We start from the raw sequence: 23,591 nt of genomic DNA, 5'->3' as shown, positions 1-23,591 counted from the left end.
CTCCTTTCTTTACCAGCAGCCCAGTTCTCGAAACCTCAGAAACAGCTCAGCTCCTTGGGGCGTGGCGAAAAAGCTGCGCACCCGCAGCGCGGCCGGGCCGCCCCCCTCGCCGACTCCTTCGACAAGCTCCCCTACCGACCGATAATTTCGGGCCAGGCCCCGCACCGAGGCCGGACCGACGCCAGCGATCCCCAGTGCCTGCAGCAGGCGAAATTGTCCGGGACGCCTGCCCCGCGCCAGGGCCGCCACGACCCTCTCGGCCGAGCGGGGTCCCAAACCCGGGACCTTGGCAAGGTCCCTGACCTCGAGCTGGAGCAGGGAGGGGAGATCCTTTACCAGCCCCGCCTCGACCAGCTGTTGCAGCCGCCCGGCGCCGAGACCGGCGATTCCCAGGCCGGTCCGCCTCGAGGTAAAGTAACGGGCCCGGGAGAGGAACTGCGCCCTGCAGCCGGGCCCGTCGTGATAACACCCGTCAGGAGCTGGCGGCTGCGGAGGAGTGCTCGCCGCCGCTAAAGCCCCTTTGCCGACCACGGCACTGACTTCCGGAATCACATCCCCCGCCAGGACGATTTCCACCAGGTCGCCAACGCGTACCCCCAGCGTTTCGAGTATCCCCGGGGTGTGCAGCGAAACGTGGTTCACCTCCACTCCTCCCAGGGATACCGGGGCAACCCGGAGCACCGGGGTCTGCCGCCCGGAACGCCCTGTCTGCCACTCGACTGCCAGCACCTCTGAAACGGCACGCTGGGGCGGGAACTTCCAGGCTGCTGCCCAGTTGGGTGCCCTGCTTCCCACTCCCAGCTTGGCGCGCAAGGCCAGGTCGTCCAACTTCACGACGATCCCGTCCGCCGCAAAGGGGAGCCTCTCCCGCCCCTCGAGGTACTCCCGGTAAAGGGCCGATACTTCCTCTGGCTTCGTCGCTGTGCGGAGGTGCGCGCCGTGAACCGGGAAGCCCCACCCGGCCATCCTCTCCAGGGCCAGCCGGTCGCAGCAAAGGCCCAGATCGGGGTCGGTCTGCACCAGCTCGAACGGGAACAGGCGCAGCGCGTTCACCTGCTCCGGCGCGGCATGCTTCGCCTTGAGAGTCGCCGCCGCCAAGTGGCGCGCCGTCGCGTAGGGGGCTTTGCTGCGCCCGCGCAGGGCCGCAAACCGGCTGCGTTCGGCGTACACCTCGCCGCGCACCACGACGAACCCGGGAGCGGCACCGCTGAGGACCAGCGGGACCCCGGGGATCTCGCGCACCCGATCGGTCACCTCCTCGCCGAACCTGCCGTCACCGCGGGTGGCCGCCGATACGAGCTTCCCCTCGCGATAAATAAGTTCGACCGGCACCCCGTCCACCTTGGGCTGGACCAGCACGAGCCGCGGGGGGGCTCCAGCTGCGGCTATCCGGCGCCAGAGCTCCTCGACGCCCTGCGGACCGGCCGCCGAATTGAGGCTCAGCATGGGGCGGGGATGCGCGATGAGGACCGCGCCGGCGGCAAGGTCGGAGCCGACCGACCTCTCCGGAGATTTGGATGAGGCGAGGCCCGGAAAACAGCGCTCCCAGCGCCGCAACTCCGCGGCAAGCGCGTCGAACTCGCTGTCGCTGAGCTCGGGGGCCAGCGCCTGGTAGTAGAGCTCGTTGTGGTGATTGACCGCGCGGCGCAGCCGGGCAAGCTCCGCCTCGGCCGCCGGCAGGGCGACCTGCGGACAGGTGAGTTCGGCACCAAACGCCCGGGGAGCGAGAGTGCCGGCCAGAAGCAGCAACAACCAGAGTCGGCGGGGCATGGCAACCTCCCGGATCAGGCGGCCGCCCGCAAAGGGGGCCGCCGGAGAGTTGTGCCAGATTGTGCGTGTGAGGTGCAGGTGCTGCAGATGAGCCAGGCGGGGGGGAGGAGAAACGGATTACTCCCCGATGATCTTGATCAGGACGCGCTTGCGACGCATCCCGTCGAATTCGCCGTAAAAGACCTGCTCCCAGGGGCCCAGATCGAGCTTCCCGTTGGTTACGGCCACCACGACCTCGCGTCCCATGATGGTCCGCTTCAGGTGCGCATCGCCGTTGTCCTCGCCGGTGTTGTTGTGGCGGTAGCGCGAGTAGGGCTTCTCGGGTGCAAGGCCCTCCAGCCACACTTCGAAATCCTGGTGCAGCCCGGACTCGTCGTCGTTTATGAAGACGCTCGCCGTGATGTGCATCGCGTTGCAGAGCAAAAGCCCCTCGCGGATGCCGCTTTCGTTGATAGCCTGTTGCAGGTCCCTGGTGATGTTCACAAAACCGCGCCGCTTCTTGATCTCGAACCACAGTTCCTTACGGTGCTGCCGCATCGTTCTCCCTCCTTCCTACCACTTGAAGATTCTCCGCGCGCGCCCGGGCGAAACCGGCATCAAGGAGTGCCGGTGCCAGCTGCCAGCGCTTTCGTGAGTGCATCAAAACCAGGAATACCCGGATGTTGTCCCGCTCGGCTACGGCCACCAGGCACTGACCGGCATTGGGGGTGGTTCCGGTCTTCACCCCCCGGGCTCCCGCGTAGCGGCCGATCAGGCGGTTTACGTTGTGAAAGGCGATGGTACGCCTTCCGGTAGCCGTCTGGATGCGCATGGAGCGCTGCGCCACCAGGTCGGCGAAGGCCGGGAGGCGCAGCGCCCGTTCCGTGAGGATTACCAGATCCCGAGCCGTCGTGTAAAGCCCCTTCTGGTCATGCCCACACACGTTGCTGAACCGGGTGTCGCCGAGCCCCAGGGCGTGTGCCCGCTCGTTCATCAGCTGCACGAAGGCCGGCTGGCTCCCGGCAACATGGTCTGCCAGGGCGCGGGTGGCGTCGTTGGCCGAGGCGATCAGCGAGGCGGCCAGCAGATCGCGCACCCTGAAACGCTCGCCGCGGCGCACCCCGACCCGGCTTCCCGTTTCTCCGGCAGCGGCGCGGCTCACCGTCACCACGTCGTCCAGGCGGGCACGCTCGAGGATGATGAGTGCGGTCATGATCTTGGTGAGGCTCGCCGGCGGGCGGCGCAGGTCGGCGTTTTGCTCGCGGAAGGTTTTGCCGTTGATGAGCACCAGGTAGGAGCTGCCGTTTCCGGCCTTAGCGCCCCCCGGGTGCCGTTTCGCCAGGGCGGGGGGCGGGCTCAGGCACAGGGTTGCAACGAGGAAAATGATAGATAGTGAGAATATTTTCATCCTGCAAGTTATAGCATCGTTTACCCCGCCTGCAATCGCCCCCTGCGGTCCGCTTTGGGATTTACAAACCGCAGATGCTTGGGGTATCTTGGAACCCTTTTTACTGCACCCTTGCGAGGTTCCCTTGGCAACTACGATCCGGATACTCCCCGAAAACCTGACCAACAAGATCGCTGCCGGCGAGGTGGTGGAGCGCCCTGCCTCGGTGGCCAAGGAGCTGGTGGAGAACGCGCTCGACGCCGGCTCGCGTGAAGTGGTGGTGGAGATCGAATCCGGCGGCAGAAAGCTCATCAGGATCACCGACACCGGCTGCGGCATGTCCAAGGAGGACGCCCTCCTGGCGCTGGAGCGGCACGCCACCAGCAAGATCGCCTGCGACGCCGACCTCTTCTCCCTCTCAACGCTGGGCTTTCGCGGCGAAGCACTCCCCTCCATCGCCTCGGTCTCGCGCCTCACCATCTCGACCCGCCCCGCGGAGTCGGTGGAAGGGACCGAGATCTACGCCGAAGGGGGGCGCATCAAGGAGGTGAAGAGCTGCGGCATGGCCGCCGGCACCGTGATAGCGGTGCGCAACCTCTTCTTCAACACCCCCGCCCGGCTCAAGTTCATGAAGAGCCCGGAGACCGAGGGGGGGCATGTGGGGGAGCTGCTCACCCGGCTCGCCATCTCACGCCCGGACGTGCGTTTCACCTACGTGAACGACGGGCGGACCGTGTTCCGCGCCCTCGACGCCGACCTCAAGGAACGGGTGGCGACCCTGCTCGGCCGCCCCATCGCCGCCTCGCTCTACCCCGTAAGCTACCAAGACCCGGCGGGACTCAAGGTGACCGGGCTGGTGGCGGCACCCGAGTGCAGCCGCAGCGCGTCGAGCCACCTCTACACCTACATAAACGGCCGCTTCATCAGGGACAAGGTGGTGCACCACGCCATCCTGCAGGCCTACCGCAACTTCCTGGAGCGCGGCCGCTACCCGGTGGTCGCCGTTTTCATCGAGATCCCACCCGGCGAGGTGGACGTCAACGTGCACCCGACCAAGCACGAGGTCCGCTTCCGGGAGCAGGGGCGGGTCCACGACGCGATCCAGGAGGCGGTGGAAAAGGTGCTGCGCGAGACCCCCTGGCTCAAGAGGGACCAGCAGCGCGCCGCCGCACCGGCACCCCGTCCGTCTACCTCTGCTGCGGCCGCGCCGGTCTCGGCTCCCTCGGCGAGACCCACCGCGCCCGCAGAAGCGCTGCCTGCCGCGGTCGGCGCAGCCTCGACAGGTGGCGCTGAGCCGGCTCTCTACGGCCCTGCGTCCTCCCCCTCGCAGGCGAGCGCGGCGCGGGTCGCCGAGGTGCGCGAGCTTTTGGTCGATTTCACGCCGCGCCCCCAGCCGCCGCTACGCTCCTATTTCCAGGCACCGGCCGAGCCTTCTCCAACCGCCGCCCCGCCTGCCCGTGAGCTCGCGCCTTCTCCTGCCCCTGCCACCCCGGTGGCCCCGGGCGCTTACCCGGCTCCGCCGACGGAGGCGCCCCCCGCAGCAGACGCCGAAACCGACCTGCTGGGCTACTTCTCCTCGCTGTCGGTGATCGGGCAGTTCAACGCCTCGTACATCCTCTGCCAGCAGGGGACGGATCTCATCCTCATCGACCAGCATGCGGCCCACGAGCGGGTGGCCTTCGAGAGGCTGAAGTCCGAGTTCGCCGGCCAGCAGGTGGACAGCCAGGGGCTCCTCTTCCCGGAGACCCTGGAGCTCTCCTTCAAAGAGGCGGCCGCCCTCATGGAAAACCTCGACGAGATGACCCGGCTCGGCTTTCTCCTGGAGGAGTTCGGCGGCAACACCTGGCTCTTGAAGGGGGTGCCGCAGATCCTGGCGGGGACCGAGTACCTGCGCACCATCCGCGACATCCTCGAGGAACTCGCAAGCCTCGGGAGAAGCCGCACCTTCACCGACGTTCACGAGGACATCCTGGCGCGGATCGCCTGCCACAGCGTGGTGCGGGGCAGGCGCACCCTGAGTCAGCAGGAGATCGCGGCGCTCTTTTCCCAGATGGACCGCACCGACTTCTCCAGCAACTGCCCCCACGGCCGCCCGGTGATGCAAAGGCTTTCCCTGGGCGAGATCGAGAAGATGTTCAAGCGGATCTAGGTTAGCGCAATGGCCCTGGAGAAGATCAAACTGCTGGTAGTGGCCGGCCCCACCGGATCGGGGAAGAGCGCGCTTGCGCTCCGGCTTGCCGAGTCTGTCGGCGCCGAGATCGTGAACGCCGATTCGATGCAGATCTACCGCGGGCTCGACATCGGTACCGCCAAGCCGTCGGCGGAGGAGTTGGCCCGGGTGCCGCACCACCTGGTGAGTTTCGTCTCCCCGGAGGCGAACTTCAGCGCCTCCGACTTCCGACGCGAGGCGGCTGCGGTCATCGAGGATATCCAGCGCCGCGGCCGGAAGGTGATCGTGGTCGGCGGCACCGGGCTCTACATCCGGGCGCTCCTTGAAGGACTGGTGGATTCGCCGGAAGGAGATCCCGTGCTGCGCCGGCAGTTCGAGGGGCGCTCGGGGGAGGAGCTTTTGCAGCAGCTGGGAGAGGTGGATCCCGAGACCGCGGCGCGCCTGCACCCAAACGACCGGGTGCGCATCGTCCGGGCGCTGGAGGTCTTCGCCCAGACCGGCCGCCCCATCTCCGCCTTCCGCTCAGAGCACGGCTTTGCCGAGCGTCACTACGAGAGTATGAAGATCGCCATCCGGGTCGAACGGGAGGAACTCTACCGCCGCCTCAACCTGCGGGTGGATCAGATGCTGCGCGACGGGCTGGTCGCCGAGGTGGCCGGGCTCTTGACGGCAGGTTATTCGCGCGAGCTCAAGGCATTGCGCTCTATCGGTTACAAGGAGATCGCCGCACATCTGGTCGGAGAACTGGCACTGGATGAGGCTGTTGAGCTCATCAAACGGGACACCAGGCGCTATGCCAAGCGCCAGATGACCTGGTTTAGTAGGGAAAATGATATTTATTGGCTTGAATATCCTGAAAGTTTTGCTACTATCCAGGAACATGTGATTGAATTTTTTGGGTAAAGGAGCGGAATTATGCCGAAAACGCCTTTTAACATCCAGGACCAGTACCTCAATCAGTCCCGCAAAGAGCGGGTGAAGGTCTTGGTGCAGCTTATGTCCGGGGAGAAGCTGGAAGGGCATATCAAGTCGTTCGACAACTTCTCCGTCCTGATGGAAGTCCACGGTGACATCCTGATTTATAAGCACGCAATCTGCAGCATTACCTCCGTGGACGGTGTCTTCCGTCTCCACCAGTAGCGTTTAACACAGTTTTGCAGGGTTGAGTGCCTTCTTCAGGCCGTCAGGCACGCAAAGATCATGAAACACGCAACCATGTCGCCTCCCCTAACAGCCGGTCCTGCTCGGACCGGCTGCCTTTCTTTCCACCTCAAGCGCGGACCCCACTTCTGTAGATCTGGTAGCTCCCCGGGTAAGGCTGGACTGACCGCTGTCTCTCAAGGCGAGCGCTCCCCCCGGGGCGCGGCACGGTACGCCGGAGGCAGCAAAGGCACGAGGTGCGTGCAACCCCGGACGCCCCTGCTCCGGGAACCAAGGGAGAATCTCTGATGGCGGGACTTATCATAGAAAGTATCATGCCGGGAAGCATCGCCGAGGAACTGGAGATCGAGCCGGGAGACCGGCTGATCTCGGTGAACGGCAACGTGTTGCGGGACGTGATCGACTACAACTACTTCACCTCGGAGGATCTGCTCATCCTTGAGGTGGAAAAGCCGGACGGCGAGTTGTGGGAGCTCGAGGTGGAGCGGGACGAGGGGGAGCCCCTGGGACTCACCTTTCCCGCGCCCGCGCCCGCGCGCTGCGGCAACAAGTGCGTGTTCTGCTTCGTGCACCAGCTTCCCAAGGGGCTGCGCAAGCCGCTCTACGTGAAAGACGAGGACTACCGGCTCTCCTTTCTCTACGGCAACTACGTGACCCTTGCCAACATCAAGAAGGGGGACCTGAAGCGGATCAAGGAACAGCGGCTCTCCCCCCTCTACATCTCGGTCCACGCCACCGATCCGAAGGTCCGCGAGGAGCTGCTCGTGAAGCAGGGGATCCTCCCGATCCTCGAGGTGATGCGGGAGCTTGCCGAGGCGCGCATCGTCATGCACACCCAGGTGGTGCTCTGCCCGGGGCTCAACGACGGCGCGATCTTTGCCCGGACCGTCGAGGACCTGGCCGCCATGTACCCCGCGGTTGCCTCGCTCGCCGTGGTTCCGGTGGGACTTACCGGGCACCGCAGCAAGCTTCCGGCCCTGCGTCCGGTGGACCGCGAGTTCGCCGCCGGGTTCGTCACCGAGTGGGAAGGGAAGGCGCTGGCGCTGGCCGAAAAGCTCGGCGAGCCGTTCCTCTTCCTGGCCGACGAGTTCTACCTGAAGGCCCGCCACCCCTTCCCGCCGCTGGAGAGTTACGGCGACCTGCCGCAGATCGAAAACGGCGTCGGGATGATCCCGCTGTTTCTCTCCCAGGCCGAGGAGGTACTCCAGGACGCGGAACACCTGGGGCAGGGGAGGGTGACCGTGGTGACCGGCGAATCCCCCTACCGCTACCTGGCCGCTTTCCTCGATCGCCTCTCCGAGACGACCGGAATCAGCGCCGCACCTGTTGCGGTGCGTAACCGCCTCTTTGGCGGCGGGGTCACGGTGACCGGTTTGGTTTCGGGGCGGGATATCCTGGCGGCCCTGCAGGGGGTAGAGCTGGGCGAGGAGGTGCTGGTGCCGGACGTGATGATCAAGGAAGGGGAGGGGATGTTCCTGGACGATATCACCCTGGAGGACCTGGCGCGCGACCTGGGAAAACCGGTACGGGTGGTGGAGTCGACGCCGTACGGCATCTACCTTGCGCTCGAAGAGATCTTCGGAAGGTAGCCGGCAAGGAGACTGGATACGGGAGAGGAGCGGGCTGGTCGGCCGCTCCTCTTTTTTGTTGCGCCAGGCTGTCCGGACCACTTCGGAATAAGTGGCAACGCTAAAGGCGAATCCCCCTTTTTCAAAGGGGGGGACCTGAGGTCACCTGCGGTGCTTGGGGCAAATCAGGACATTGGCCTCCTGAAATTCAAGGGTGCGTTTTTCAGGGGGGATGTGTAGGGAACGGAAATGAGAAAGGCCCTTCCCCAGATTGGGAAAGGGCCTCTTTTTGCTGTTCAGATGTCCCGTTAGGCGACCTTCAGGCGCAGCCTGCGCTGGTGCGAGGCGAGCGAGTCGATGGTCTCGAAGTTGAGCACCTTCTCGGCGGTGTTCTTGATGAGGTCGATCTTCTCGTGATCCTCTGCGGTGATCTTCGAGACGTGCTCCTTCAAGGTGGTGAAGACTTCGGCGGTGGTCCGTTCCACCTTGATGTACGGGATGTTGCTGTCGTCAAGGATCTTCTGGCTGATGGCCGAGACCTGCTGGTGCCCCGGAATAACCAGCCCCGCGAGCTTCTTGCGGTAGGCCGGGATGTTGTAGAGTGCCGAGGCGGTCACGATCAGCTCGTCGCGCGAACTGGTGGTGATGAGCAGGGTGGAGTCCTGCAGGGTGTCGATGACCCGCTGCGAGGAGGCTGCGCCGAGCTGGATGTTGTGGATGATCCTGCTGCGGGCGTGCTGGTCGCCGTGCAAGGGGAGCTTCAACAGGTTGGAGAGGTCGGCCAGGGTCGGGTTGGCCAGCGTGCGCGAGTAGTCGAAGGCGCCCGCCACCAGCTGGGAGCGCCCCGCGAAGAACTTGTCCAAGTACCCCAGGGTCTCCTGGCGCAACTCGGGGATGAGCTTGTTCACCAGGACCATCTTCACGTCGGCCCCTTCCTGCTTGAACAGGGGGAGGTTCAGCTGCACCGCGTCGATGACGCTTCCCACGCCGCCGCTGGCCACCATGATGACCGGAGCGTTCAGTGCCTTGGCGATCTGGGCGTTGTTGATGCCGATCACCGAACCTACCCCGCCATGACCGGACCCCTCGATGATCAGAAAGTCGTTCCTGGCCTCCAGCTCGCGGCAGGCCCTGGTGATGTTCTCCAGGGGGGCAGACTGCGGGATCTCGCCTGCGAGAAACTTCTTGGTATAGCCGCGGCCGATGACCACCGGGGACATCAAGGCGCGGTCGTCCTCGAGACCGTAGATCGAGGCGATGAGCGCGGCGTCCATGTCCATCTCCACGCCGTCCAGCATGAAGAGCTTGGGGCCGATCGGTTTGATGAAGCCGACCCTGGCATACTTCTTCTTTGCCAAATGCATAAGCGAAAGACTGATTGTCGTCTTTCCGCAATGCTGACCGGTTGCTGCGATGAAAATTTTCTTACAGACCATGTCACGTCCCGTTACTTTCCAGACACTTGACTGCTTATGAGCGAAGTATACCCAGTTGTCACAAACCGGGCAAGGATGTATACGGTGAGGGCGCTTTGCCTTAAGGATTCTGCCGAGATAGCAGTCTCGGCTCATCCTGTTACAGAACCGTTTCCCCTTGTATTTATACGGTTGACGCTATCACCAGATAGGGCTATAATCCGCCGGTCCAAACGACCGTTTATCGTCATCAAAAAACCTTGGCAGCACACTACTATAGAATGAAAAGGAGTGTTCACCGTGAAAAAGATTGTCGGTCTGTTTTCCTGCCTGTTATTGATTGCCTGTGCCGTTTCGGCCTTCGCGGCCGGCGACGGTTCGTTCAAGCGGGTCAAGTCCCAGGGCGTTCTTACCATCGGCCTCGATGACGCCTTCCCCCCCATGGGTTACCGTACCGACAAGGGCGAACTGGTCGGCTTCGACATCGACGCAGCCGAGGAAGTCGGTAAGCGCCTGGGAATCAAGATCAAATGGCAGCCGACCGCCTGGGACGGTGTCATCCACTCCCTTAACTCCAAGAAATTCGACTGCATCTGGAACGGCATGACCATCACCGACGAGCGCAAGAAAGAGGTCGCCTTCACCAAGCCGTACAAGATGGACGGCCAGGTTGCCGTGGTCCGTTTCGGCGAGAAGCAGTTCAAGAAACTGGCTGACCTGAAAAACGCCAAGATCGGCGTGCAGAAGGGCTCCTCCGCCGTGGAAGCCGTCAAGAAGTTGCCGGCAGCTCCGGTTGAAGTCCGCGAGTACGAGGACAACCCGAAGGCGCTGCTCGACCTCGAGTCCAAACGTATCGACTCCGTGGTGATCGACGATGCCACCGGCCGCGACTTCATCGCCAAGCGCCCCGGCAAGTTCATGATCCTCCCGGGCAACATCACCAAGGAGCCGTTCGGGGTCGCCTTCCGCAAGGACGACGTGGAACTGCGCCAGGCAGTGCAGAAGCAGCTCGACGCCATGGTGAAGGACGGGACCATGGGCAAGATCTCCAAGAAGTGGTTCGGCGAGGACATCACCAACCCGAAGAAGTGGAAGTAATCGCTTCTTTTGTTCCCTTGCTCCCCCTCCCTCGCCGGGAGGGGGAGTCGACTGACGCGCTGCCCCACACGTGGCGCGGATAAAGAATCAGGTATGCCGATGAAAGTCCTGTGCGGCAGGGTCATCCGAACGATCCTGCTTTTTTCTTGCTTGCTCTTCCTGTTAGCCCCGCTCTCCCGCGCCGAAGATACCGACCAGATCTTCCAGGACGCCAACGACGCCATGGCGCGAGGCGACCTCCCCTCCGCCATCACGGTTCTCAAGAAGGTTCCCTTCTCCAAAAGTGACGACAGCGGCGCCTTCGTGCGCAGCCGGATGCAGATCGCCCGACTGCAGTTCGCCCTGAAGGATTTTTCGGCCGCCACGGCAAGCACCAAGGAGGTGCTCGCGGTCTACCCCGACAACAGCGAGGCCTTGAACTTCCTGGCCTCGGTCCAGAAGGAGCAGAAGCCGCGTTACGTCGTGTTCTGGGAGGACTGCCTGCGCTTTCTTCCGAACCTTTTGAAGGGCGCGGTGATGACCATCACCCTGGTGTTCTGCACCATGCTGATCTCTCCCCTGGGTGGGCTTTTGATCGCCTTGGGACGCATCAGCCGGTTTAAGCCCTTTTCGACGCTCTGCTGGTTCATCATCTGGCTCTTCCGCGGCACGCCGCTTCTGTTGCAGCTCTTCTTCATCTACTACGGTCTCCCCTCGCTGGGGATCACCTTCAAGCCGTTCACCGCGGCGATCCTGGGGCTGGGGCTCAACTACTCCGCTTACCTCGGCGAGATCATCCGCGGTGGCATCCAGAGCATCGAGCATGGCCAGATGGAAGCGGCCAAGGCGATCGGCATGAGCTACGGCCAGGCGATGCGCCGAGTGATCATCCCGCAGACCTACAAGCGGCTCATGCCCCCCATCGGCAACGAGTTCATCGCGCTCATCAAGGACACTGCGCTCGTTTCCACCATCGCCATGGTGGAGCTCATGCGCTCGGCGGACCAGATGTTCAACGCCTACTTCAACGTGACGGCGCTCATCCTGGCAGCCATCATCTACCTTGTTTTCACCACCTTCTTCACCTTTATCTTCGAGAAGATCGAGCACCGGGCCGGCATCTATGAAAACCGCTAACCAACCGCTGTTAAGCCTCAAAGGGATCACCAAGCGCTTCGGCGCGCTCACCGCGGTAAACGGCGTGGACCTGGACGTCTGCCCCGGCGAGATCGTTGTCATCATCGGACCGTCGGGGTCCGGCAAGTCCACCCTCTTGCGCTCGGTCAACTTCCTGGAGGAGATCGAGGAGGGGACCATCACCTTCGAAGGGAACGAGGTGGGCTACGTGAAGAACAAGCACGGCCGACGCCACCTGGACACCCCGCAGAAGATCTGTGCGCTTAGATCCGAGATCGGTATGGTGTTCCAGCATTTCAACCTGTTCCCGCACATGACGGTGCTGGGGAACGTGATGGAAGGGCCGCTCACCGTGCAGAGGAAGAGCCAGGAAGAGGCGCGCCACATCGCGCTGGACATGCTCGCCAAGGTAGGGCTCTCCGAGAAGCGTGACGTCTACCCGGCCACCCTCTCCGGCGGGCAGAAACAGCGCGTCGCCATCGCTCGCGCCCTCGCCATGCGCCCGAAGCTCATGCTCTTCGACGAGCCGACTTCGGCACTCGACCCCGAGCTCATCGGCGAGGTCTTCGATACCATCCGCGCCCTGGGCAAGGAGGGGATGACCATGATCATCGTCACCCACCAGATGGGTTTCGCGAAGGAAATGGCCGACCGGGTCATCTTCATGGAGGCCGGTTCCTTCGTGGCGCAGGGGACCCCCGAGGACTTCTTCGCCAACCAGATGGAACACGACCGTATCCAGTCCTTCCTCTCCCGAATTCTCTAGCAGTTACCGACCCCTGCGGCGGCCGCCCCGGCCGCCTTTCCCTCCAATCGACATACTTTTTCCTCGGTGATACAATCAATCCGTGCCAAGACAGGTGTCCGGCACAGGTTGTGGCTTTCCCCTATGGCATCAGTTTTTCTGGGCCGTAGCAATCTCACAGTGCAGCGACACAAGGGGGAATGACGATGATCCGTTCAGAAGAGGTAATTGGTGCGGTACTCGCAGCCTACGAGCGCGAGCCGCGGGTGAACCTACATAAATTCCCGATTGATCTGCGGTTCGAGGACGGCGTCTTGACCTTGAGCGGCGAGGTCGACGGCATCGCCGCAAAGAAGCTCGCTCTCGAGCTGGCGGCAGCGCCCCGGCCGGTCACCGGGGTAGTGGACCGGCTCCGCGTGGTGCCGGCCGAGCGGATGGAGGACGGTGCCATTCGCGACCACGTCTGCGACGCCCTCCTCTCCGAACCGGTGTTCGAGGAGTTCTCCATCCAGGCCGTGGTCAAGCAGGACCTGGAGCCGGTACGCTCGCTTCTGTCCCGCTACGAAGTCCAGGTTGAGGTAAACGAAGGGGTGGTGATCCTGAACGGGGTGGTCGAGAGCGTCTCGCACAAGAGGATGGCCGGGGTACTGGCCTGGTGGGTGCCGGGTAGCCGCGACGTGGTGAACGGTCTGGAGCTTGCCCACCCCGAGGACAACGACGAAGAGGTGGTGGACAGCCTGCGGCTCGTGCTCGAGAAGGATCCCATGGTAAACGCATCGCAGCTGCGCCTGAGCTGCCGCAACATGGTGGTGACGCTCGACGGTGCCGTCTCGACCGAGAGCGCCAAGTCCGCTGCCGAGGCCGACGCCTGGTACCTGTTCGGGGTGAACGGCGTGGTGAACCGGATCATGCTCTTGGGGTGAGCTCGTAGAGGGAGGGGCGCTCTGCAGAGCAGGAGACGGACCGATTGGGCACGGTACGTAAGAGGTCGAATCGGCGACAGCAAAGGGTGCTTACCTCATGAGGAAGCACCCTTTCTCGTGTGGGGGGAGGGGCGCTTCCCGCAAGAAACCTCAAATTTGGAGCGTGGAGGTGACGTCCTTCTCGAAAGCTTTCGCCTTCTGGATTCATGGCTGAGAAGATAAACCCCACAGGTGGACCTAACTGATTTTGTGAGGGATCAGATGAAAACGCGTCCCAACCAGCCCTCTATGCCGGTGCTCAGGCCTGAGACCATCCGCCAAGAGATCATTGCACTGCTTTCCCGGGAGAGCATGACGGCCCGAGAACTCTCCGGGCAGGTGGGGGTGGCTGAGAAGGAGGTGCTTTACCACCTCGAGCATATAAGACTCGCGTTGCGGGACGCTTTGGTGCTGGAACCCGCGCTATGCCTGGCGTGCGGGTTCAGCCTCAGGAAAAGGGAGCGGCTCAAGGGGCCGGGGCGCTGTCCGGTCTGCAAAAGTCAACATATCGCCGAGCCGCGCTTTGCCATCACCCGGCTCTAGCGACGCTTGGGCGGGCTCAGGTACCACCAGGCGTTCACCAGGCAGAGCAGGATGGTGAGAAGTGCCATCAACGAACGCGAGGCGTCGAGGTAGATCAGCTGGTTGAGATAGTGGCCGATGAAAGCCCCCGAGTAGCCCGCCTGGTCCCCCTTCTCGCGGAGCCAGACCTCGAGGTGGGTGAGCGGGCAGAACCAGTCGAAAGTTTCCACGAAAAAGGCGAGCACCAGGCCCGCCAGATGAATCCTCTTAACCCACCGATATCTGCGCCCCCACCATCCCCCGAAAATCAGAAACAGTATCCAGAGAAAGTGAAAGCTGACCACAAGGTCTGCCAGAAAGGCGTAGGGCATCGAACCTGCTCCCGTCTCAGACGTCGAGTACCACGGTAGCCTGCCACCCCTCCACTGCCTTGCGTACCGACAGCCTCATCATGGTGACGGCTTTTACGTCGGTATCGAGCTGGTGCCGCCCCGGATCGATTTCCTCGCCCGTAAGGGTCCCCTGCAGCTGGCAGGCTCCGCCATCGTCCCCCCCGATCTCGAGCGATTGGGGGCGCAAGAACAGCCTGCGGGCATCCTTGTAGAATATGAGCTCGTTCAGGAACTCGAACAGGAGCATCTCGAGACTCTCCTCGGCAAGGGACACCTGGACCTCTTCGGTAGGGCGCACCGTTGCCGGGTCTTCGACCATCACCTTGAGCGTGGCCTCGGCCGCCGCGCTGAAAAGCTCCTCCAGTGTTTCCCCGGAGGCGTCGAAGGCGATATCTGAATAGGCTATGTCGCCACGAAATTGGTAGGACATGGGGTCCTCTAGAGACAGGTTGAGGTTGAGACGGGCATTTGCAGCAGACGGGCCTCAGGGGCATCCTCCGTGGCCTGTCTGATTTTTCGGACGGAACCCCGACTCCGCAATGCTTCATCGCGATGTCGGTGGCGGGTTGCTTACCCTTTGATGTTGCCGATGGGCACGAGCCGGGCTACCCGTTTGCTGAGACCCGCAATCTCAGTGGTCAGCACCACTTCGTCGATATCTTTATAAGCCGCACCCGCCTCCTCGGCCAGCCCGCCAAACGAGTCGCTGCGAACGTAGATGCCGCGCTGCTCCATGTCGTGCTGCAGCTTGTCGCCCCGGAACAGCTTTCTCGCCTCGTGGCGGCTCATGGTCCTGCCGCTGCCGTGGGCGGTGGTGAAGAAGGCATCGGCGCCGCTGGACATGCCGGCCAAGAGGTAGGAGCCGGTCTCCATGCTCCCGCCGATGATCACCGGTTGTCCCGTCTTCGCATAGCGCTCCGGGATCCCCTTGGCGCCAGGCCCGAAGGCGCGGGTGGCCCCCTTGCGGTGCACCAGCAGCTCCTTTGTGTGGCCGTTTACCGTGTGGCGTTCGAGCTTGGCAGTGTTGTGGGCGACATCGTAGACCATGCGCATCGCGAGTTCGTCGGGGCTTTTGTTGAAGACCTCCGAAAAGACCTCCCGGATGCGGTGCAGGATCACCTGGCGATTGGCAAAGGCCATGTTCACCGCGCACTTCATGGCACTGAAGTAGGACTGCCCTTCGGGAGAGTGGAACGGTGCGCAGGCAAGTTCACGGTCCCGGATCTTGATGCCGTACTTGCGCTCCATGACCCCTAGGAAGAGTTTCAGGTAATCGGTGGCGACCTGGTGCCCGAACCCCCTGCTGCCGCAGTGGAACATGATCACCACCTGATTCGGTACCATGGTGAGCCCGAAGGCTTCGGCGCGCTCGGGATCCATGATATTGTTCGGCTGGACCACCTGGATCTCGCAGTAATGGTTGCCGCTCCCCAGGGTGCCCAGCTGGTTGAAGCCGCGCTCTATCGCCTTGACGCTGACATCTGTGGCGTCGGCGCCGGAGAAACATCCCCCCTCCTCGGTCATCTCCAGATCCTCGGGAGTGGCATAGCCGTGTTTCAGGCACCAGCGCGACCCCTGCTCGGCCACCTGGCGGAATTCGTCCTGTTTTAGTTTGACGAACCCGTGGCATCCCACCCCGGTAGGGATCCTGGCAAAAAGGCGGTCCACCAGGTGATGCAGGCGTGGGACGACCTCTGCGGCGCTCAGATTGGTCAGCACCAGGCGCATGCCGCAGTTGATGTCGAAACCGATGCCGCCTGGAGATATCACCCCGCTGCCGGGATCCATGGCTGCCACGCCACCGATGGGGAAACCGTAGCCCCAATGGCCGTCGGGCATGCAATAGGCGTAGCGCTGGATTCCCGGGAGCGTCGCCACGTTGCAGACCTGCTCGAAAACGCCCGCATCCATCTCCTCGACGAGCTTTTCGCTCGCGAAGATGCGGGCGGGGACCAGCATCCCTTCTTTGTAGCTCATGGGAAGTTCCCAGATCGTTTCTGCTATCCGTTTCAGCGCCGCCGGCGTGTTCATAGGTCCTCCGCTGCTAAAGGTCCTTATCCATTGCGCTATGTTACCATACTTGGCTATCGCATGGTTGGCCGCCCGAGGGGACTGGGGTAGAGATGGGTATCGAGATGAACGAGGGAGGGAGCGTTAGAGGGCGCGAAGTGGTCGGCGTCGGACAAAAAAACGCCGTTCCGGCAGGCGTGGAAACGGCGCTTAAAAAGTGACGTTGTGGCAGGTGTTATACGCGATCCCGCTTGGCCGCCTCATGGGCGAGATCGGTGAGCAGTATGACCTCGGCCTCGGCGTCCTCGGTTTTCTGCCAGTCGCCGGAGTCGTCGTAGCCGATGACGCACCCCTTGTCGAGCAGGTAATCGAGATGATACGCGTTGATGACATCGTAGGTGTAGTCGTCGTAGCAGACCAGAACGCCCATGTGTTTTCCTCCTGAGGCGGGTCCTTGAACGGCCCCGTTGGAAACCTTATCGGTGGGAGTTCCCGGAACCTTTAGCCTTTTCCTTCAAGTTGACGGCCCACGGAGCGCACTGCGGCAAGCGGGGCCTCGGGCGGGTGGACAGAAAGCGTAGTTGACAAGGGTGCGGGGTGCCCTGTATGCTCCTGTGATGCCCAACGGCAGACAATTCAGTGAAGAGGTACTCAACAATGGACGAAATGTTGGATGAGATGGAAAACGGTGAAGAGAGTTTCGCCGAGCTGTTCGAGGCGAGCCAGAAAGACGCCGGTCGCCTGGCACCGGGTGACAAGGTGGAAGCGACTGTTCTGAAGATCGCCAAGGAGTGGGTGTTTCTGGACACCGGCCGCAAAGGCGAAGGTGTCCTCGATATAAAGGAACTCATGGATGCCGAGGGCAACGTGACCGTACAGGTGGGGGACAAGGTGTCCGCCTGGTTCATCTCCTCGCGCAACAACGAGATGCGCTTCACCACCAAGATCGGCGGCGCCAGCGCTTCGGCAGGCAATGCCCAGTTGGAAGAGGCCTACGCCAACGGGATCCCGGTCGAGGGGGTCATCGAGAAGGAGATCAAGGGTGGTTTCGAGGTGAAGGTTGCCGGTTCGCGCGCCTTCTGCCCGTTCTCCCAGGTGGCGCTGCGCCGGGTGCAGGACACCGCCGCCCTGATCGGCAAACGCCTCGCCTTCAAGATCACTGAATACGGCGAGAAGGGGCGCAACATCGTCCTCTCGCACCGCGCCCTGCTCGAGGAAGAACAGCGCCAGCAGAAGGAGGCTCTCAAGGAGACCCTTCAGGTGGGCCAGAAGGTGCACGGCACCGTGACCTCGCTGCGCGACTTCGGCGCCTTTGTCTCGATCGGCTCGGTCGAGGGGCTGCTCCCGGTATCCGAGGTGGGCTGGACCCGCGTGAACCACGTGAGCGAAGTCCTGAGCGTAGGGCAGGAACTCGACCTGGTCGTGAAGTCCATCGACTGGGAGAAGGACCGCATCTCTTTCTCGCTCAAGGATACCTTGGCCGATCCCTGGGAAGAGGCTGCCGCTGCCTTCCCCGAAGGGTCCTTCCACAACGGCAAGGTTGCCCGTCTCACCCCGTTTGGCGCGTTTGTCACCCTGGCTGACGGCGTCGACGGCCTGATCCACATCTCCAAGTTGGGCGCCGGCAAGCGCATCCAGCATCCTCGCGAGGTCATCTCCGAAGGGCAGGAGGTCGAGGTTAAAGTCGAGGGCGTGGACCGCGAGCAGCGTCGCATCTCGCTGTCGCTTGCTTCGGTGAGCCGTGCCGAGCAGGAACAGGCCGACACCCTGGACGCCTTCCGGGCCAGCGCCGCCCAGGCTCCGAAGGGGATGGGGACGCTGGGAGACCTGCTCAAGGCGAAGCTCAACAAAGGGTAGCCGGTGCAGGAGATCTTTCCGGATCCCGGTTTTCTGCTCAAGTTGGCCCGCACCAAGATGCCCTTTGGCAAGTTCGCCGGAACGCTGTTGGTGGATCTTCCCGAGCCATACTTGGTGTGGTTTCGCCAACAGGGCTTTCCGGATGGTGAACTGGGTGAACTGCTGCAGTGCCTCTACGAGATCAAGCTCAACGGCCTGGAGTACCTGTTCGCCCCGCTTAAGACGCGGTAAGCATAAAAAAACAAAGCCCTCTCGAATTTCGAGGGGGCTTTTTTCATTCGCCGATCACATTTTCTGGAGCTTTGCGCGGGCTATGGAGCGCCTACGAGAAGCGATCACGCCCGGTAGCAGGAACCTCTACCGCATCCAGTTCACACGTACCTGGCTCAGGTCATGGGTCCATTGGTAGTGCAGTTCTCCACGCTGGGACTTGTACACTTCGCGTCCCAGTTTCTGGGCTAGTTTGTCTTCGGTAGTGGTTACGGTGATGCGGTCTCCCTCCTCCCGGATTTTCATGATACGGCCGATGGGGTTTTTCTCCCGCGACCGCTCTTCCTCGTGCCGTATCGTGCTGAGAATCTCCGCCTTGTGTTCCGCCAGGTAAGGGCCGGACAGGGTGACCACTCCGCCGGGGTTGTGGTCTTTCATGCGTTGGCAGGCCGGGCAAAGGACCTCGCAACTTGGGGTACCCTCGGGCTGTCCCATCTGCCACCTTTTGCTGCGGTAAATCAGACCACACCCTTTGCACAGGGCATCTTCCGGCAGTCCCCGCCGCTGGAGGTAGACGTGCGGGCTGCGGATCGTTCTCAACCGGTTCTCTTCTGGCGGGCCTTTCGGTTTGTGTGCCATAATGAACCTCCTCAAAAAAGTGTCTCTCTGGTCAATCTCAGTATAGCATCGGAGCTCTTGCGGAAGTACGCTTTCTGCGTCTGCCTCAAGATGGCTGCCTTTTGGAAACTCTTCTGAAATCGGGATGTTCCCTGAGGGTGCGGTCTTGGTCCCAACGAGGCGAGCATCGGAGAACGGGATACGAGGATACAAAAAAAGGTCCGGTGTGCTGTCACACCGGACCTTTTTCGTAAATTGTAACTGGCGCTCATTTCGAGATGCTTTAATCTAATCCGTCGGTGGGCTGCTAATAGGGGGGCGAAGTACCTGCTCACCCGGTGACCAGGCCAACTCCGGTGAACCCTTTTGGCTGTCCCCTTTTTGAAGCGGTTTTTACGCGCATGGCGGATGAGAATCTACGCCTTCCGGCTTGATCTCCTGAAACGCCAGTTACCAACTCCAAAGTACCGTAAAGGGTGTCTGAGACATCTGCCCGTTTTCTAGCATTCCTCCGGAAGACGCTTCAGGCATCTCCTCTTACTGATCGAAGATGCTCACCGCGCCTGAACCTGAGAATCACAAGAAAGAAGTATCGACAGCTTCCTCAGAAGCACCTCTGCATGTACCCCAGAGTTGTTTTCAAAGAACGTGCTTCGGTCACAAGTTCATTCTACGCTTGGGAGTATTGAGAGTCAACAGTTCCGTCTGATAGCCATTGCTTGCCCGGAGGCCGGAGATCTCGACTCTGACGTACCGCGCGGCACAGGGACTTCCCCAGCAGGTCCCAGTTCGGCGGCAGCAAGGGCGGTCACCACGGCTCCGTTGGGAAGCAGGCGGCTGAAACGCGATCCGGTCCGGGACCAGGGACGGTCGGCGGCAAGGATTCCGGTGCCGCACTGCAGTTGCGGTACCCGAGCGTTGAGGTAGGTCGCGTACCCGAAGAAGTCCTCATGGAACCAGGTCTCTTCCTCGTACCCGCATGGGGGGGTCGGCTTGCCACAACAGGGGCAGGTGAAAAGGTTTCCCAGAAAAACGTCCAGACGGATGTCCATGCGTCTCTCGTCCCGCCCAAAGGTCACCGAGACAATGTGCCAAGGGTGGTGCAGCCCCAGCGTGGCCGAGAAAATTGCGGGATAGTCCATGGGTAAACCTCTGATCCATCGAGTGGTGATGTGGCATTGTCGGACACCTTGTAGGAGGTAAATGCTCGATATCCTTTAGCAACGAACATGCCACCCGCAATGCCCGCTTCCAACCCGCACCAATGCTGTTTTCCTGCCCGGAGCCGCTTTGGTGATCGTTGCCAAGAATTCGCCGCAGGCTTTAGTCTGCTTTCGCCGTGTTGCGCCTGATTTCAGCATCCTGACCGGTTGTCAGATTTTTTGCTGTTGTAATAAATGTTGCACCCCTATAGAATCCCCCCCTGCCTTTCCTGGCAGGGCTAACGCTTTGGCGCTGCTGCACCGAAGAGTGCCGGCCTCTTTGGCACGTGCCTTGAAACTGCAGGGCTGCCAACGTGCAGCACTCGCTGCGCCATCCCCACTTGTCGAGGGTACCGTGCATGACCCAGATGAATAGCCTCAGAAAACAGGTGTTGTTGGTCGATGACGAGGAGCGGATCCTCACAACGTCGAGGCTCTGCTTGCAGGGGAGCGGGATCGACGACGTCCGCACCTTGAGCGACAGCAGCAAGGTGCTGCAGTACCTGGCCGAAGAGCCGGTCGCGGTCCTGGTCCTCGACCTGCACATGCCGTCCCCTTCCGGAATGGAACTGCTCCCCAAGATCATCCACGATCACCCCCACATCCCGGTCATCATCGTAACGGCAGACGACGAGATCGAAACGGTGGTGGAGTGCGTGAAGACCGGGGCCTTCGACTACCTGGTGAAGCCGGTCGATTCGCGCCGCCTGGTCACCTGCGTCGGGAAGGCCCTGGAGATGCGCAACCTCTCCCGCGAGCTCTCGGACCTCACCCAGCGCCTGCTCACCGACCGCCTGGACCACCCCGAGGCGTTTACAGCCATCGTAACCGGCAACAAGAAGATGCGCGCCATCTTCCAGTACATCGAGATGGTGGCGGTGACCCGGCAGCCTATCCTGATCACCGGGGAGACCGGCGCCGGCAAGGAGCTGATCGCCCGCGCCATTCACGACCTGAGCGGCTGCAGTGGCGAGTACGTGGCACTCAACGCCGCCGGGCTCGACGACAACATGTTCTCGGACACCCTGTTCGGGCACAAAAAAGGTGCCTACACCGGCGCCGACCAGAGCCGGGACGGTCTCATCACCCGCGCCTCGGGCGGTACGCTCTTTCTCGACGAGATCGGCGACCTCAACGAGCTGAGCCAGGTGAAACTGCTGCGCCTGCTGCAGGAGCAGGAGTACTACCCGGTCGGGTCCGACTTCGCCAAGAAGAGTAACGCCCGCATCGTCATGGCGACCAATCGCGACCTGCAGGGATTGATCGCCGCGGGGAAGTTCCGCAACGACCTCTACTACCGGCTCTGCGGGCACCGCATCCACCTGCCGTCTCTGCGCGAGCGGCTGGACGACATCCCGCTGCTCCTCGATCATTTCCTGGGGCTGGTCGCCGAGAGGCTCAACAAGAAAAAGCCGACCCCGCCACCGGAGCTTGCCGTGCTGTTGTCGCTGTACCACTTCCCGGGGAACGTGCGCGAGCTCGAAGCCCTCATCTTCGACGCCGTGGTGCGCCACACCTCGGGCATACTCTCCATGGAGAGCTTCCGCGCCGTAATCGGCGATGAGCGCCTCATGGCCCCGCCCCCCACCAGTGCCGATTCCGTTAAGGATGACGACCCCCTGGCCGCCATTTTCGGCCATTTCCCCACCGTTGACGAGATCGAGGAGTACATGATCAAGGAGGCCATGCAGCTCTCCGGAGGTAACCTCGGAGGCGCCAGCAAGCTCCTCGGCATGGGCCGCCAGACCCTGAACAAGCGGCTGAAAGGTTGAATTGTCGCCGGCTTCCGCTGTGGTACCATTGTGCGGTCGGGAGGGGCGACTATGACCAGAAGGGACCTCGATTACCAATCGGCCAAGGAACTCATGATCCGGGAGCACCTGATGGGGCGCGGCATCCGCGATCCGCGGGTGCTTTCCGCCATGCGTGAGGTCCCGCGCGAGTCCTTCCTCCCCGACGAGATGTATGCCTTTGCCTACGACGACTCCCCGCTACCCATCGCTGCCGGCCAGACCATTTCCCAGCCCTACATCGTCGCGTATATGATCGAGGCTCTCGAGCTTGAGGGGAACGAGCGGGTGCTTGAGATCGGCACCGGCTCCGGGTACGCCGCGGCCGTCTTGAGCCGGTGCGCCGCGCAGGTGTGCACGGTAGAGCGCATCGCGGTGCTGGCCCAATCGGCGCGCAGCCGACTGGAGGAGCTCGACTACTGGAACGTGACGGTGCATCTGGGGGATGGAACGCTCGGGTGGCAGGAACAGGCGCCCTACCAGGGGATCGTCGTTACCGCAGGGGCCCCGGAGGTCCCCAAGGCGCTCTTGGAACAGCTGGCCCCCGGGGGGCGCCTGGTGATCCCGGTCGGCGTCACCCAGCACCTGCAGAGCCTGGTGCGGGTGCGGCGCGTCGGGGAGGGGGAGGGAGAGTACCGGCACGAAGACCTCGGGCCGGTACGCTTCGTGCCGCTCATTGGGGAACAGGGGTGGTAGTTACTCAGCTTCGGAAGGGGAGGGGGCTTCGGCGGGAGGAATCTGCTCCAGCCGCTTGAGCAGGGTCTCTTCCTTTAACCCGGTGAGGCGGGTGAGGGCCTGCAGCAACGGAGCGGGGAGCGGTGCCGGGACAACCAGCGCCTCGCCAGTCGCTGGGTGCACCAGTTGCGTGACGAAGGAGTGCAAGAGGTGTCCGGTAAAGCCGGGAAGAGGGCGGCCGCCGTAGCGCTTGTCGCCGAGAATCGGGCGCCCGAGCATCTTGAAGTGTTGCCGAATCTGGTGCATCCGCCCGGTCAGCGGGTACACCGCCACCAGGGCCCCGGAGCTTCCCTGCGACAGCCGCAGGTAGCGGGTCTGGGACTCCTTGCCGTCCAGCGCAAAGTCGATCATCCCTTCCTCGGGAAGTTTTCCTTCCACCATTGCCAGGTAGAGTTTCCCCAACCCCTCGTTTTGCACCATCTTCCCGAACATCCCCGCGGCAACGGCGCTTTTTGCCAGCAGGATCGCCCCGGAGGTGCCCCGGTCCAGCCGGTTCACCGGTCTCAGGCGGCTCGTCCCGTCCCTGCGTTTCAAAAAGCTCTCTGCCAGGTCGACCAGGTTCGCCTCACTGGCGTCTTCGGTGCGGTGCACCGGCAGGCCGGGCGCCTTGTTGAAGCAGATGATCCAGGTGTCCTCGAAGAGGATGTCCAGCTCGGGAGGCTCTTTGGCGATAAAGGCGACGGTCTTGCTGCTTTCCTTCAGCTGCACCAGGTTGTGCTGCTTGAGGAGCTGCTCCGCGGCGGGGGCGGCACCGTTCACGGTGAGGTGCCCGGTGTTCAGCAGCTTTTTCAGGTAGGAGAACTGTGCGGTGGGCATCAGGTTGCGCAGGAAGCTGTCGACGCGCCGCAGGTGGTCGTGGGCCGATATCTCGTAAGTTAACATGC

The 23,591-nt window shown here is 62.5% G+C and carries 24 protein-coding genes; 13 read left to right on the top strand and 11 right to left on the bottom strand.

Going from position 1 to position 23,591, the window contains the following annotated elements; genetic code table 11:
- Nucleotides 1-9: 9 nt before the first annotated feature.
- From GMST_RS20660 to GMST_RS20650, 3 genes are all read right to left on the bottom strand, one after another.
- The gene (locus tag GMST_RS20660; protein ID WP_183356607.1) at nucleotides 10-1,770 is read right to left on the bottom strand and encodes a DNA ligase LigA-related protein; all 1,761 of its coding nucleotides are present in this window, start codon (nucleotides 1,768-1,770) and stop codon (nucleotides 10-12) included.
- Nucleotides 1,771-1,887: 117 nt separating this feature from the next.
- Entirely contained in the window at nucleotides 1,888-2,307 is a 420-nt protein-coding gene (locus tag GMST_RS20655) for a secondary thiamine-phosphate synthase enzyme YjbQ (protein ID WP_183356606.1), read from the bottom strand.
- The gene (locus GMST_RS20650) at nucleotides 2,291-3,157 is read right to left on the bottom strand and encodes a D-alanyl-D-alanine carboxypeptidase family protein (protein ID WP_183356605.1); all 867 of its coding nucleotides are present in this window, start codon (nucleotides 3,155-3,157) and stop codon (nucleotides 2,291-2,293) included. Before GMST_RS20650 ends, GMST_RS20655 begins: the two co-directional genes overlap by 17 nt.
- Before the next feature lie 124 nt (nucleotides 3,158-3,281).
- Between GMST_RS20650 and mutL the strand changes: the two genes are divergently transcribed.
- The 4 genes from mutL to GMST_RS20630 all read left to right on the top strand — a co-directional run bounded on the left by mutL (nucleotide 3,282) and on the right by GMST_RS20630 (nucleotide 8,056).
- Nucleotides 3,282-5,285 (top strand): DNA mismatch repair endonuclease MutL, encoded by a 2,004-nt coding sequence (gene mutL / locus GMST_RS20645; RefSeq protein ID WP_183356604.1) that lies wholly within the window; start codon nucleotides 3,282-3,284, stop codon nucleotides 5,283-5,285.
- A 9-nt stretch (nucleotides 5,286-5,294) separates the two neighbouring features.
- The gene (gene miaA, locus GMST_RS20640) at nucleotides 5,295-6,209 is read left to right on the top strand and encodes a tRNA (adenosine(37)-N6)-dimethylallyltransferase MiaA (RefSeq protein ID WP_183356603.1); all 915 of its coding nucleotides are present in this window, start codon (nucleotides 5,295-5,297) and stop codon (nucleotides 6,207-6,209) included.
- 12 nt (nucleotides 6,210-6,221) lie between these two features.
- Nucleotides 6,222-6,446 carry an RNA chaperone Hfq gene (gene hfq / locus GMST_RS20635; RefSeq protein WP_012529414.1) on the top strand — a complete coding sequence of 75 codons (225 nt, stop codon included), beginning with the start codon at nucleotides 6,222-6,224 and terminating at the stop codon, nucleotides 6,444-6,446.
- Between the two features lie 308 nt (nucleotides 6,447-6,754).
- Nucleotides 6,755-8,056 carry a DUF512 domain-containing protein gene (locus GMST_RS20630; protein WP_183356602.1) on the top strand — a complete coding sequence of 434 codons (1,302 nt, stop codon included), beginning with the start codon at nucleotides 6,755-6,757 and terminating at the stop codon, nucleotides 8,054-8,056.
- Between the two features lie 287 nt (nucleotides 8,057-8,343).
- Here GMST_RS20630 and GMST_RS20625 read toward each other — a convergent pair whose 3' ends face one another.
- Entirely contained in the window at nucleotides 8,344-9,471 is a 1,128-nt protein-coding gene (locus GMST_RS20625) for a phosphotransacetylase family protein (protein ID WP_183356601.1), read from the bottom strand.
- A 279-nt stretch (nucleotides 9,472-9,750) separates the two neighbouring features.
- On the opposite strand from GMST_RS20625, the gene GMST_RS20620 reads away from it, so the two are divergent.
- The 5 genes from GMST_RS20620 to GMST_RS20600 all read left to right on the top strand — a co-directional run bounded on the left by GMST_RS20620 (nucleotide 9,751) and on the right by GMST_RS20600 (nucleotide 13,914).
- Nucleotides 9,751-10,548: an amino acid ABC transporter substrate-binding protein gene (locus GMST_RS20620; protein ID WP_183356600.1), complete on the top strand. Its 798-nt coding sequence runs from the start codon at nucleotides 9,751-9,753 to the stop codon at nucleotides 10,546-10,548.
- A gap of 93 nt (nucleotides 10,549-10,641) precedes the next feature.
- Entirely contained in the window at nucleotides 10,642-11,664 is a 1,023-nt protein-coding gene (locus GMST_RS20615; RefSeq protein ID WP_246399977.1) for an amino acid ABC transporter permease, read from the top strand.
- The gene (locus GMST_RS20610) at nucleotides 11,651-12,430 is read left to right on the top strand and encodes an amino acid ABC transporter ATP-binding protein (RefSeq protein ID WP_183356599.1); all 780 of its coding nucleotides are present in this window, start codon (nucleotides 11,651-11,653) and stop codon (nucleotides 12,428-12,430) included. Before GMST_RS20615 ends, GMST_RS20610 begins: the two co-directional genes overlap by 14 nt.
- Nucleotides 12,431-12,615: 185 nt before the next feature.
- Nucleotides 12,616-13,332 carry a BON domain-containing protein gene (locus GMST_RS20605; protein WP_183356598.1) on the top strand — a complete coding sequence of 239 codons (717 nt, stop codon included), beginning with the start codon at nucleotides 12,616-12,618 and terminating at the stop codon, nucleotides 13,330-13,332.
- 261 nt (nucleotides 13,333-13,593) lie between these two features.
- On the top strand, nucleotides 13,594-13,914 hold the full coding sequence (locus GMST_RS20600; protein ID WP_183356597.1) for a transcriptional regulator: 321 nt from the start codon (nucleotides 13,594-13,596) through the stop codon (nucleotides 13,912-13,914).
- Here GMST_RS20600 and GMST_RS20595 read toward each other — a convergent pair.
- The 4 genes from GMST_RS20595 to GMST_RS20580 all read right to left on the bottom strand — a co-directional run bounded on the left by GMST_RS20595 (nucleotide 13,911) and on the right by GMST_RS20580 (nucleotide 16,725).
- Entirely contained in the window at nucleotides 13,911-14,264 is a 354-nt protein-coding gene (locus GMST_RS20595) for a DUF2784 domain-containing protein (RefSeq protein ID WP_183356596.1), read from the bottom strand. The two genes, GMST_RS20600 and GMST_RS20595, sit on opposite strands and share 4 nt — an antisense overlap.
- Nucleotides 14,265-14,280: 16 nt before the next feature.
- Nucleotides 14,281-14,715, bottom strand: a complete 435-nt coding sequence (locus GMST_RS20590) for an archease (RefSeq protein ID WP_183356595.1) — start codon at nucleotides 14,713-14,715, stop codon at nucleotides 14,281-14,283.
- A 140-nt stretch (nucleotides 14,716-14,855) separates the two neighbouring features.
- Nucleotides 14,856-16,316, bottom strand: a complete 1,461-nt coding sequence (locus tag GMST_RS20585; protein WP_183356594.1) for an RtcB family protein — start codon at nucleotides 16,314-16,316, stop codon at nucleotides 14,856-14,858.
- A 214-nt stretch (nucleotides 16,317-16,530) separates the two neighbouring features.
- On the bottom strand, nucleotides 16,531-16,725 hold the full coding sequence (locus GMST_RS20580; protein WP_183356593.1) for a GSU3473 family protein: 195 nt from the start codon (nucleotides 16,723-16,725) through the stop codon (nucleotides 16,531-16,533).
- 227 nt (nucleotides 16,726-16,952) lie between these two features.
- Here GMST_RS20580 and rpsA point away from each other — a divergent pair, with 227 nt between their 5' ends.
- Nucleotides 16,953-18,152: a 30S ribosomal protein S1 gene (rpsA, locus tag GMST_RS20575; protein WP_183356592.1), complete on the top strand. Its 1,200-nt coding sequence runs from the start codon at nucleotides 16,953-16,955 to the stop codon at nucleotides 18,150-18,152.
- A 3-nt stretch (nucleotides 18,153-18,155) separates the two neighbouring features.
- Nucleotides 18,156-18,383 carry a DUF3820 family protein gene (locus GMST_RS20570; RefSeq protein ID WP_183356591.1) on the top strand — a complete coding sequence of 76 codons (228 nt, stop codon included), beginning with the start codon at nucleotides 18,156-18,158 and terminating at the stop codon, nucleotides 18,381-18,383.
- A 126-nt stretch (nucleotides 18,384-18,509) separates the two neighbouring features.
- Here GMST_RS20570 and GMST_RS20565 read toward each other — a convergent pair whose 3' ends face one another.
- Nucleotides 18,510-19,001, bottom strand: a complete 492-nt coding sequence (locus GMST_RS20565) for a BCAM0308 family protein (protein WP_183356590.1) — start codon at nucleotides 18,999-19,001, stop codon at nucleotides 18,510-18,512.
- A 671-nt stretch (nucleotides 19,002-19,672) separates the two neighbouring features.
- Nucleotides 19,673-20,032 (bottom strand): transposase family protein, encoded by a 360-nt coding sequence (locus GMST_RS22690; protein WP_183356589.1) that lies wholly within the window; start codon nucleotides 20,030-20,032, stop codon nucleotides 19,673-19,675.
- Nucleotides 20,033-20,541: 509 nt separating this feature from the next.
- Here GMST_RS22690 and GMST_RS20555 point away from each other — a divergent pair.
- Together GMST_RS20555 and GMST_RS20550 are read left to right on the top strand one after the other, a co-directional pair.
- Nucleotides 20,542-21,954 carry a sigma-54-dependent transcriptional regulator gene (locus GMST_RS20555; RefSeq protein ID WP_183356588.1) on the top strand — a complete coding sequence of 471 codons (1,413 nt, stop codon included), beginning with the start codon at nucleotides 20,542-20,544 and terminating at the stop codon, nucleotides 21,952-21,954.
- A gap of 51 nt (nucleotides 21,955-22,005) precedes the next feature.
- Nucleotides 22,006-22,668 (top strand): protein-L-isoaspartate(D-aspartate) O-methyltransferase, encoded by a 663-nt coding sequence (locus tag GMST_RS20550; protein WP_183356587.1) that lies wholly within the window; start codon nucleotides 22,006-22,008, stop codon nucleotides 22,666-22,668.
- Here GMST_RS20550 and GMST_RS20545 read toward each other — a convergent pair whose 3' ends face one another.
- Nucleotides 22,669-23,589, bottom strand: a complete 921-nt coding sequence (locus GMST_RS20545; protein ID WP_183356586.1) for an RluA family pseudouridine synthase — start codon at nucleotides 23,587-23,589, stop codon at nucleotides 22,669-22,671. It abuts the gene before it with no gap.
- Nucleotides 23,590-23,591: the final 2 nt, after the last annotated feature.

Origin of the sequence: Geomonas silvestris, assembly GCF_014193515.1 — a bacterium.
In the GTDB taxonomy this organism is placed as follows: Bacteria; Desulfobacterota; Desulfuromonadia; order Geobacterales; family Geobacteraceae; genus Geomonas; species Geomonas silvestris.
This window is presented reverse-complemented; position numbering and strand designations above follow the sequence as displayed.

Bases quoted from the DNA above. Each gene is read 5' to 3' on its own strand.
- rpsA (WP_183356592.1), top strand. From the start codon at position 16,953: ATGGACGAAATGTTGGATGAGATGGAAAACGGTGAAGAGAGTTTCGCC.
- GMST_RS20565 (WP_183356590.1), bottom strand. From the start codon at position 19,001: ATGGCACACAAACCGAAAGGCCCGCCAGAAGAGAACCGGTTGAGAACG.
- GMST_RS20630 (WP_183356602.1), top strand. From the start codon at position 6,755: ATGGCGGGACTTATCATAGAAAGTATCATGCCGGGAAGCATCGCCGAG.
- GMST_RS20590 (WP_183356595.1), bottom strand. From the start codon at position 14,715: ATGTCCTACCAATTTCGTGGCGACATAGCCTATTCAGATATCGCCTTC.
- GMST_RS20580 (WP_183356593.1), bottom strand. From the start codon at position 16,725: ATGGGCGTTCTGGTCTGCTACGACGACTACACCTACGATGTCATCAAC.
- GMST_RS20625 (WP_183356601.1), bottom strand. From the start codon at position 9,471: ATGGTCTGTAAGAAAATTTTCATCGCAGCAACCGGTCAGCATTGCGGA.
- GMST_RS20600 (WP_183356597.1), top strand. From the start codon at position 13,594: ATGAAAACGCGTCCCAACCAGCCCTCTATGCCGGTGCTCAGGCCTGAG.
- GMST_RS20550 (WP_183356587.1), top strand. From the start codon at position 22,006: ATGACCAGAAGGGACCTCGATTACCAATCGGCCAAGGAACTCATGATC.
- GMST_RS20660 (WP_183356607.1), bottom strand. From the start codon at position 1,770: ATGCCCCGCCGACTCTGGTTGTTGCTGCTTCTGGCCGGCACTCTCGCT.
- GMST_RS20610 (WP_183356599.1), top strand. From the start codon at position 11,651: ATGAAAACCGCTAACCAACCGCTGTTAAGCCTCAAAGGGATCACCAAG.
- GMST_RS20615 (WP_246399977.1), top strand. From the start codon at position 10,642: ATGCCGATGAAAGTCCTGTGCGGCAGGGTCATCCGAACGATCCTGCTT.
- hfq (WP_012529414.1), top strand. From the start codon at position 6,222: ATGCCGAAAACGCCTTTTAACATCCAGGACCAGTACCTCAATCAGTCC.
- GMST_RS20605 (WP_183356598.1), top strand. From the start codon at position 12,616: ATGATCCGTTCAGAAGAGGTAATTGGTGCGGTACTCGCAGCCTACGAG.
- GMST_RS20655 (WP_183356606.1), bottom strand. From the start codon at position 2,307: ATGCGGCAGCACCGTAAGGAACTGTGGTTCGAGATCAAGAAGCGGCGC.
- GMST_RS20585 (WP_183356594.1), bottom strand. From the start codon at position 16,316: ATGAACACGCCGGCGGCGCTGAAACGGATAGCAGAAACGATCTGGGAA.
- GMST_RS20595 (WP_183356596.1), bottom strand. From the start codon at position 14,264: ATGCCCTACGCCTTTCTGGCAGACCTTGTGGTCAGCTTTCACTTTCTC.
- GMST_RS20555 (WP_183356588.1), top strand. From the start codon at position 20,542: ATGACCCAGATGAATAGCCTCAGAAAACAGGTGTTGTTGGTCGATGAC.
- GMST_RS20650 (WP_183356605.1), bottom strand. From the start codon at position 3,157: ATGAAAATATTCTCACTATCTATCATTTTCCTCGTTGCAACCCTGTGC.
- miaA (WP_183356603.1), top strand. From the start codon at position 5,295: ATGGCCCTGGAGAAGATCAAACTGCTGGTAGTGGCCGGCCCCACCGGA.
- GMST_RS20545 (WP_183356586.1), bottom strand. From the start codon at position 23,589: ATGTTAACTTACGAGATATCGGCCCACGACCACCTGCGGCGCGTCGAC.
- GMST_RS22690 (WP_183356589.1), bottom strand. From the start codon at position 20,032: ATGGACATCCGTCTGGACGTTTTTCTGGGAAACCTTTTCACCTGCCCC.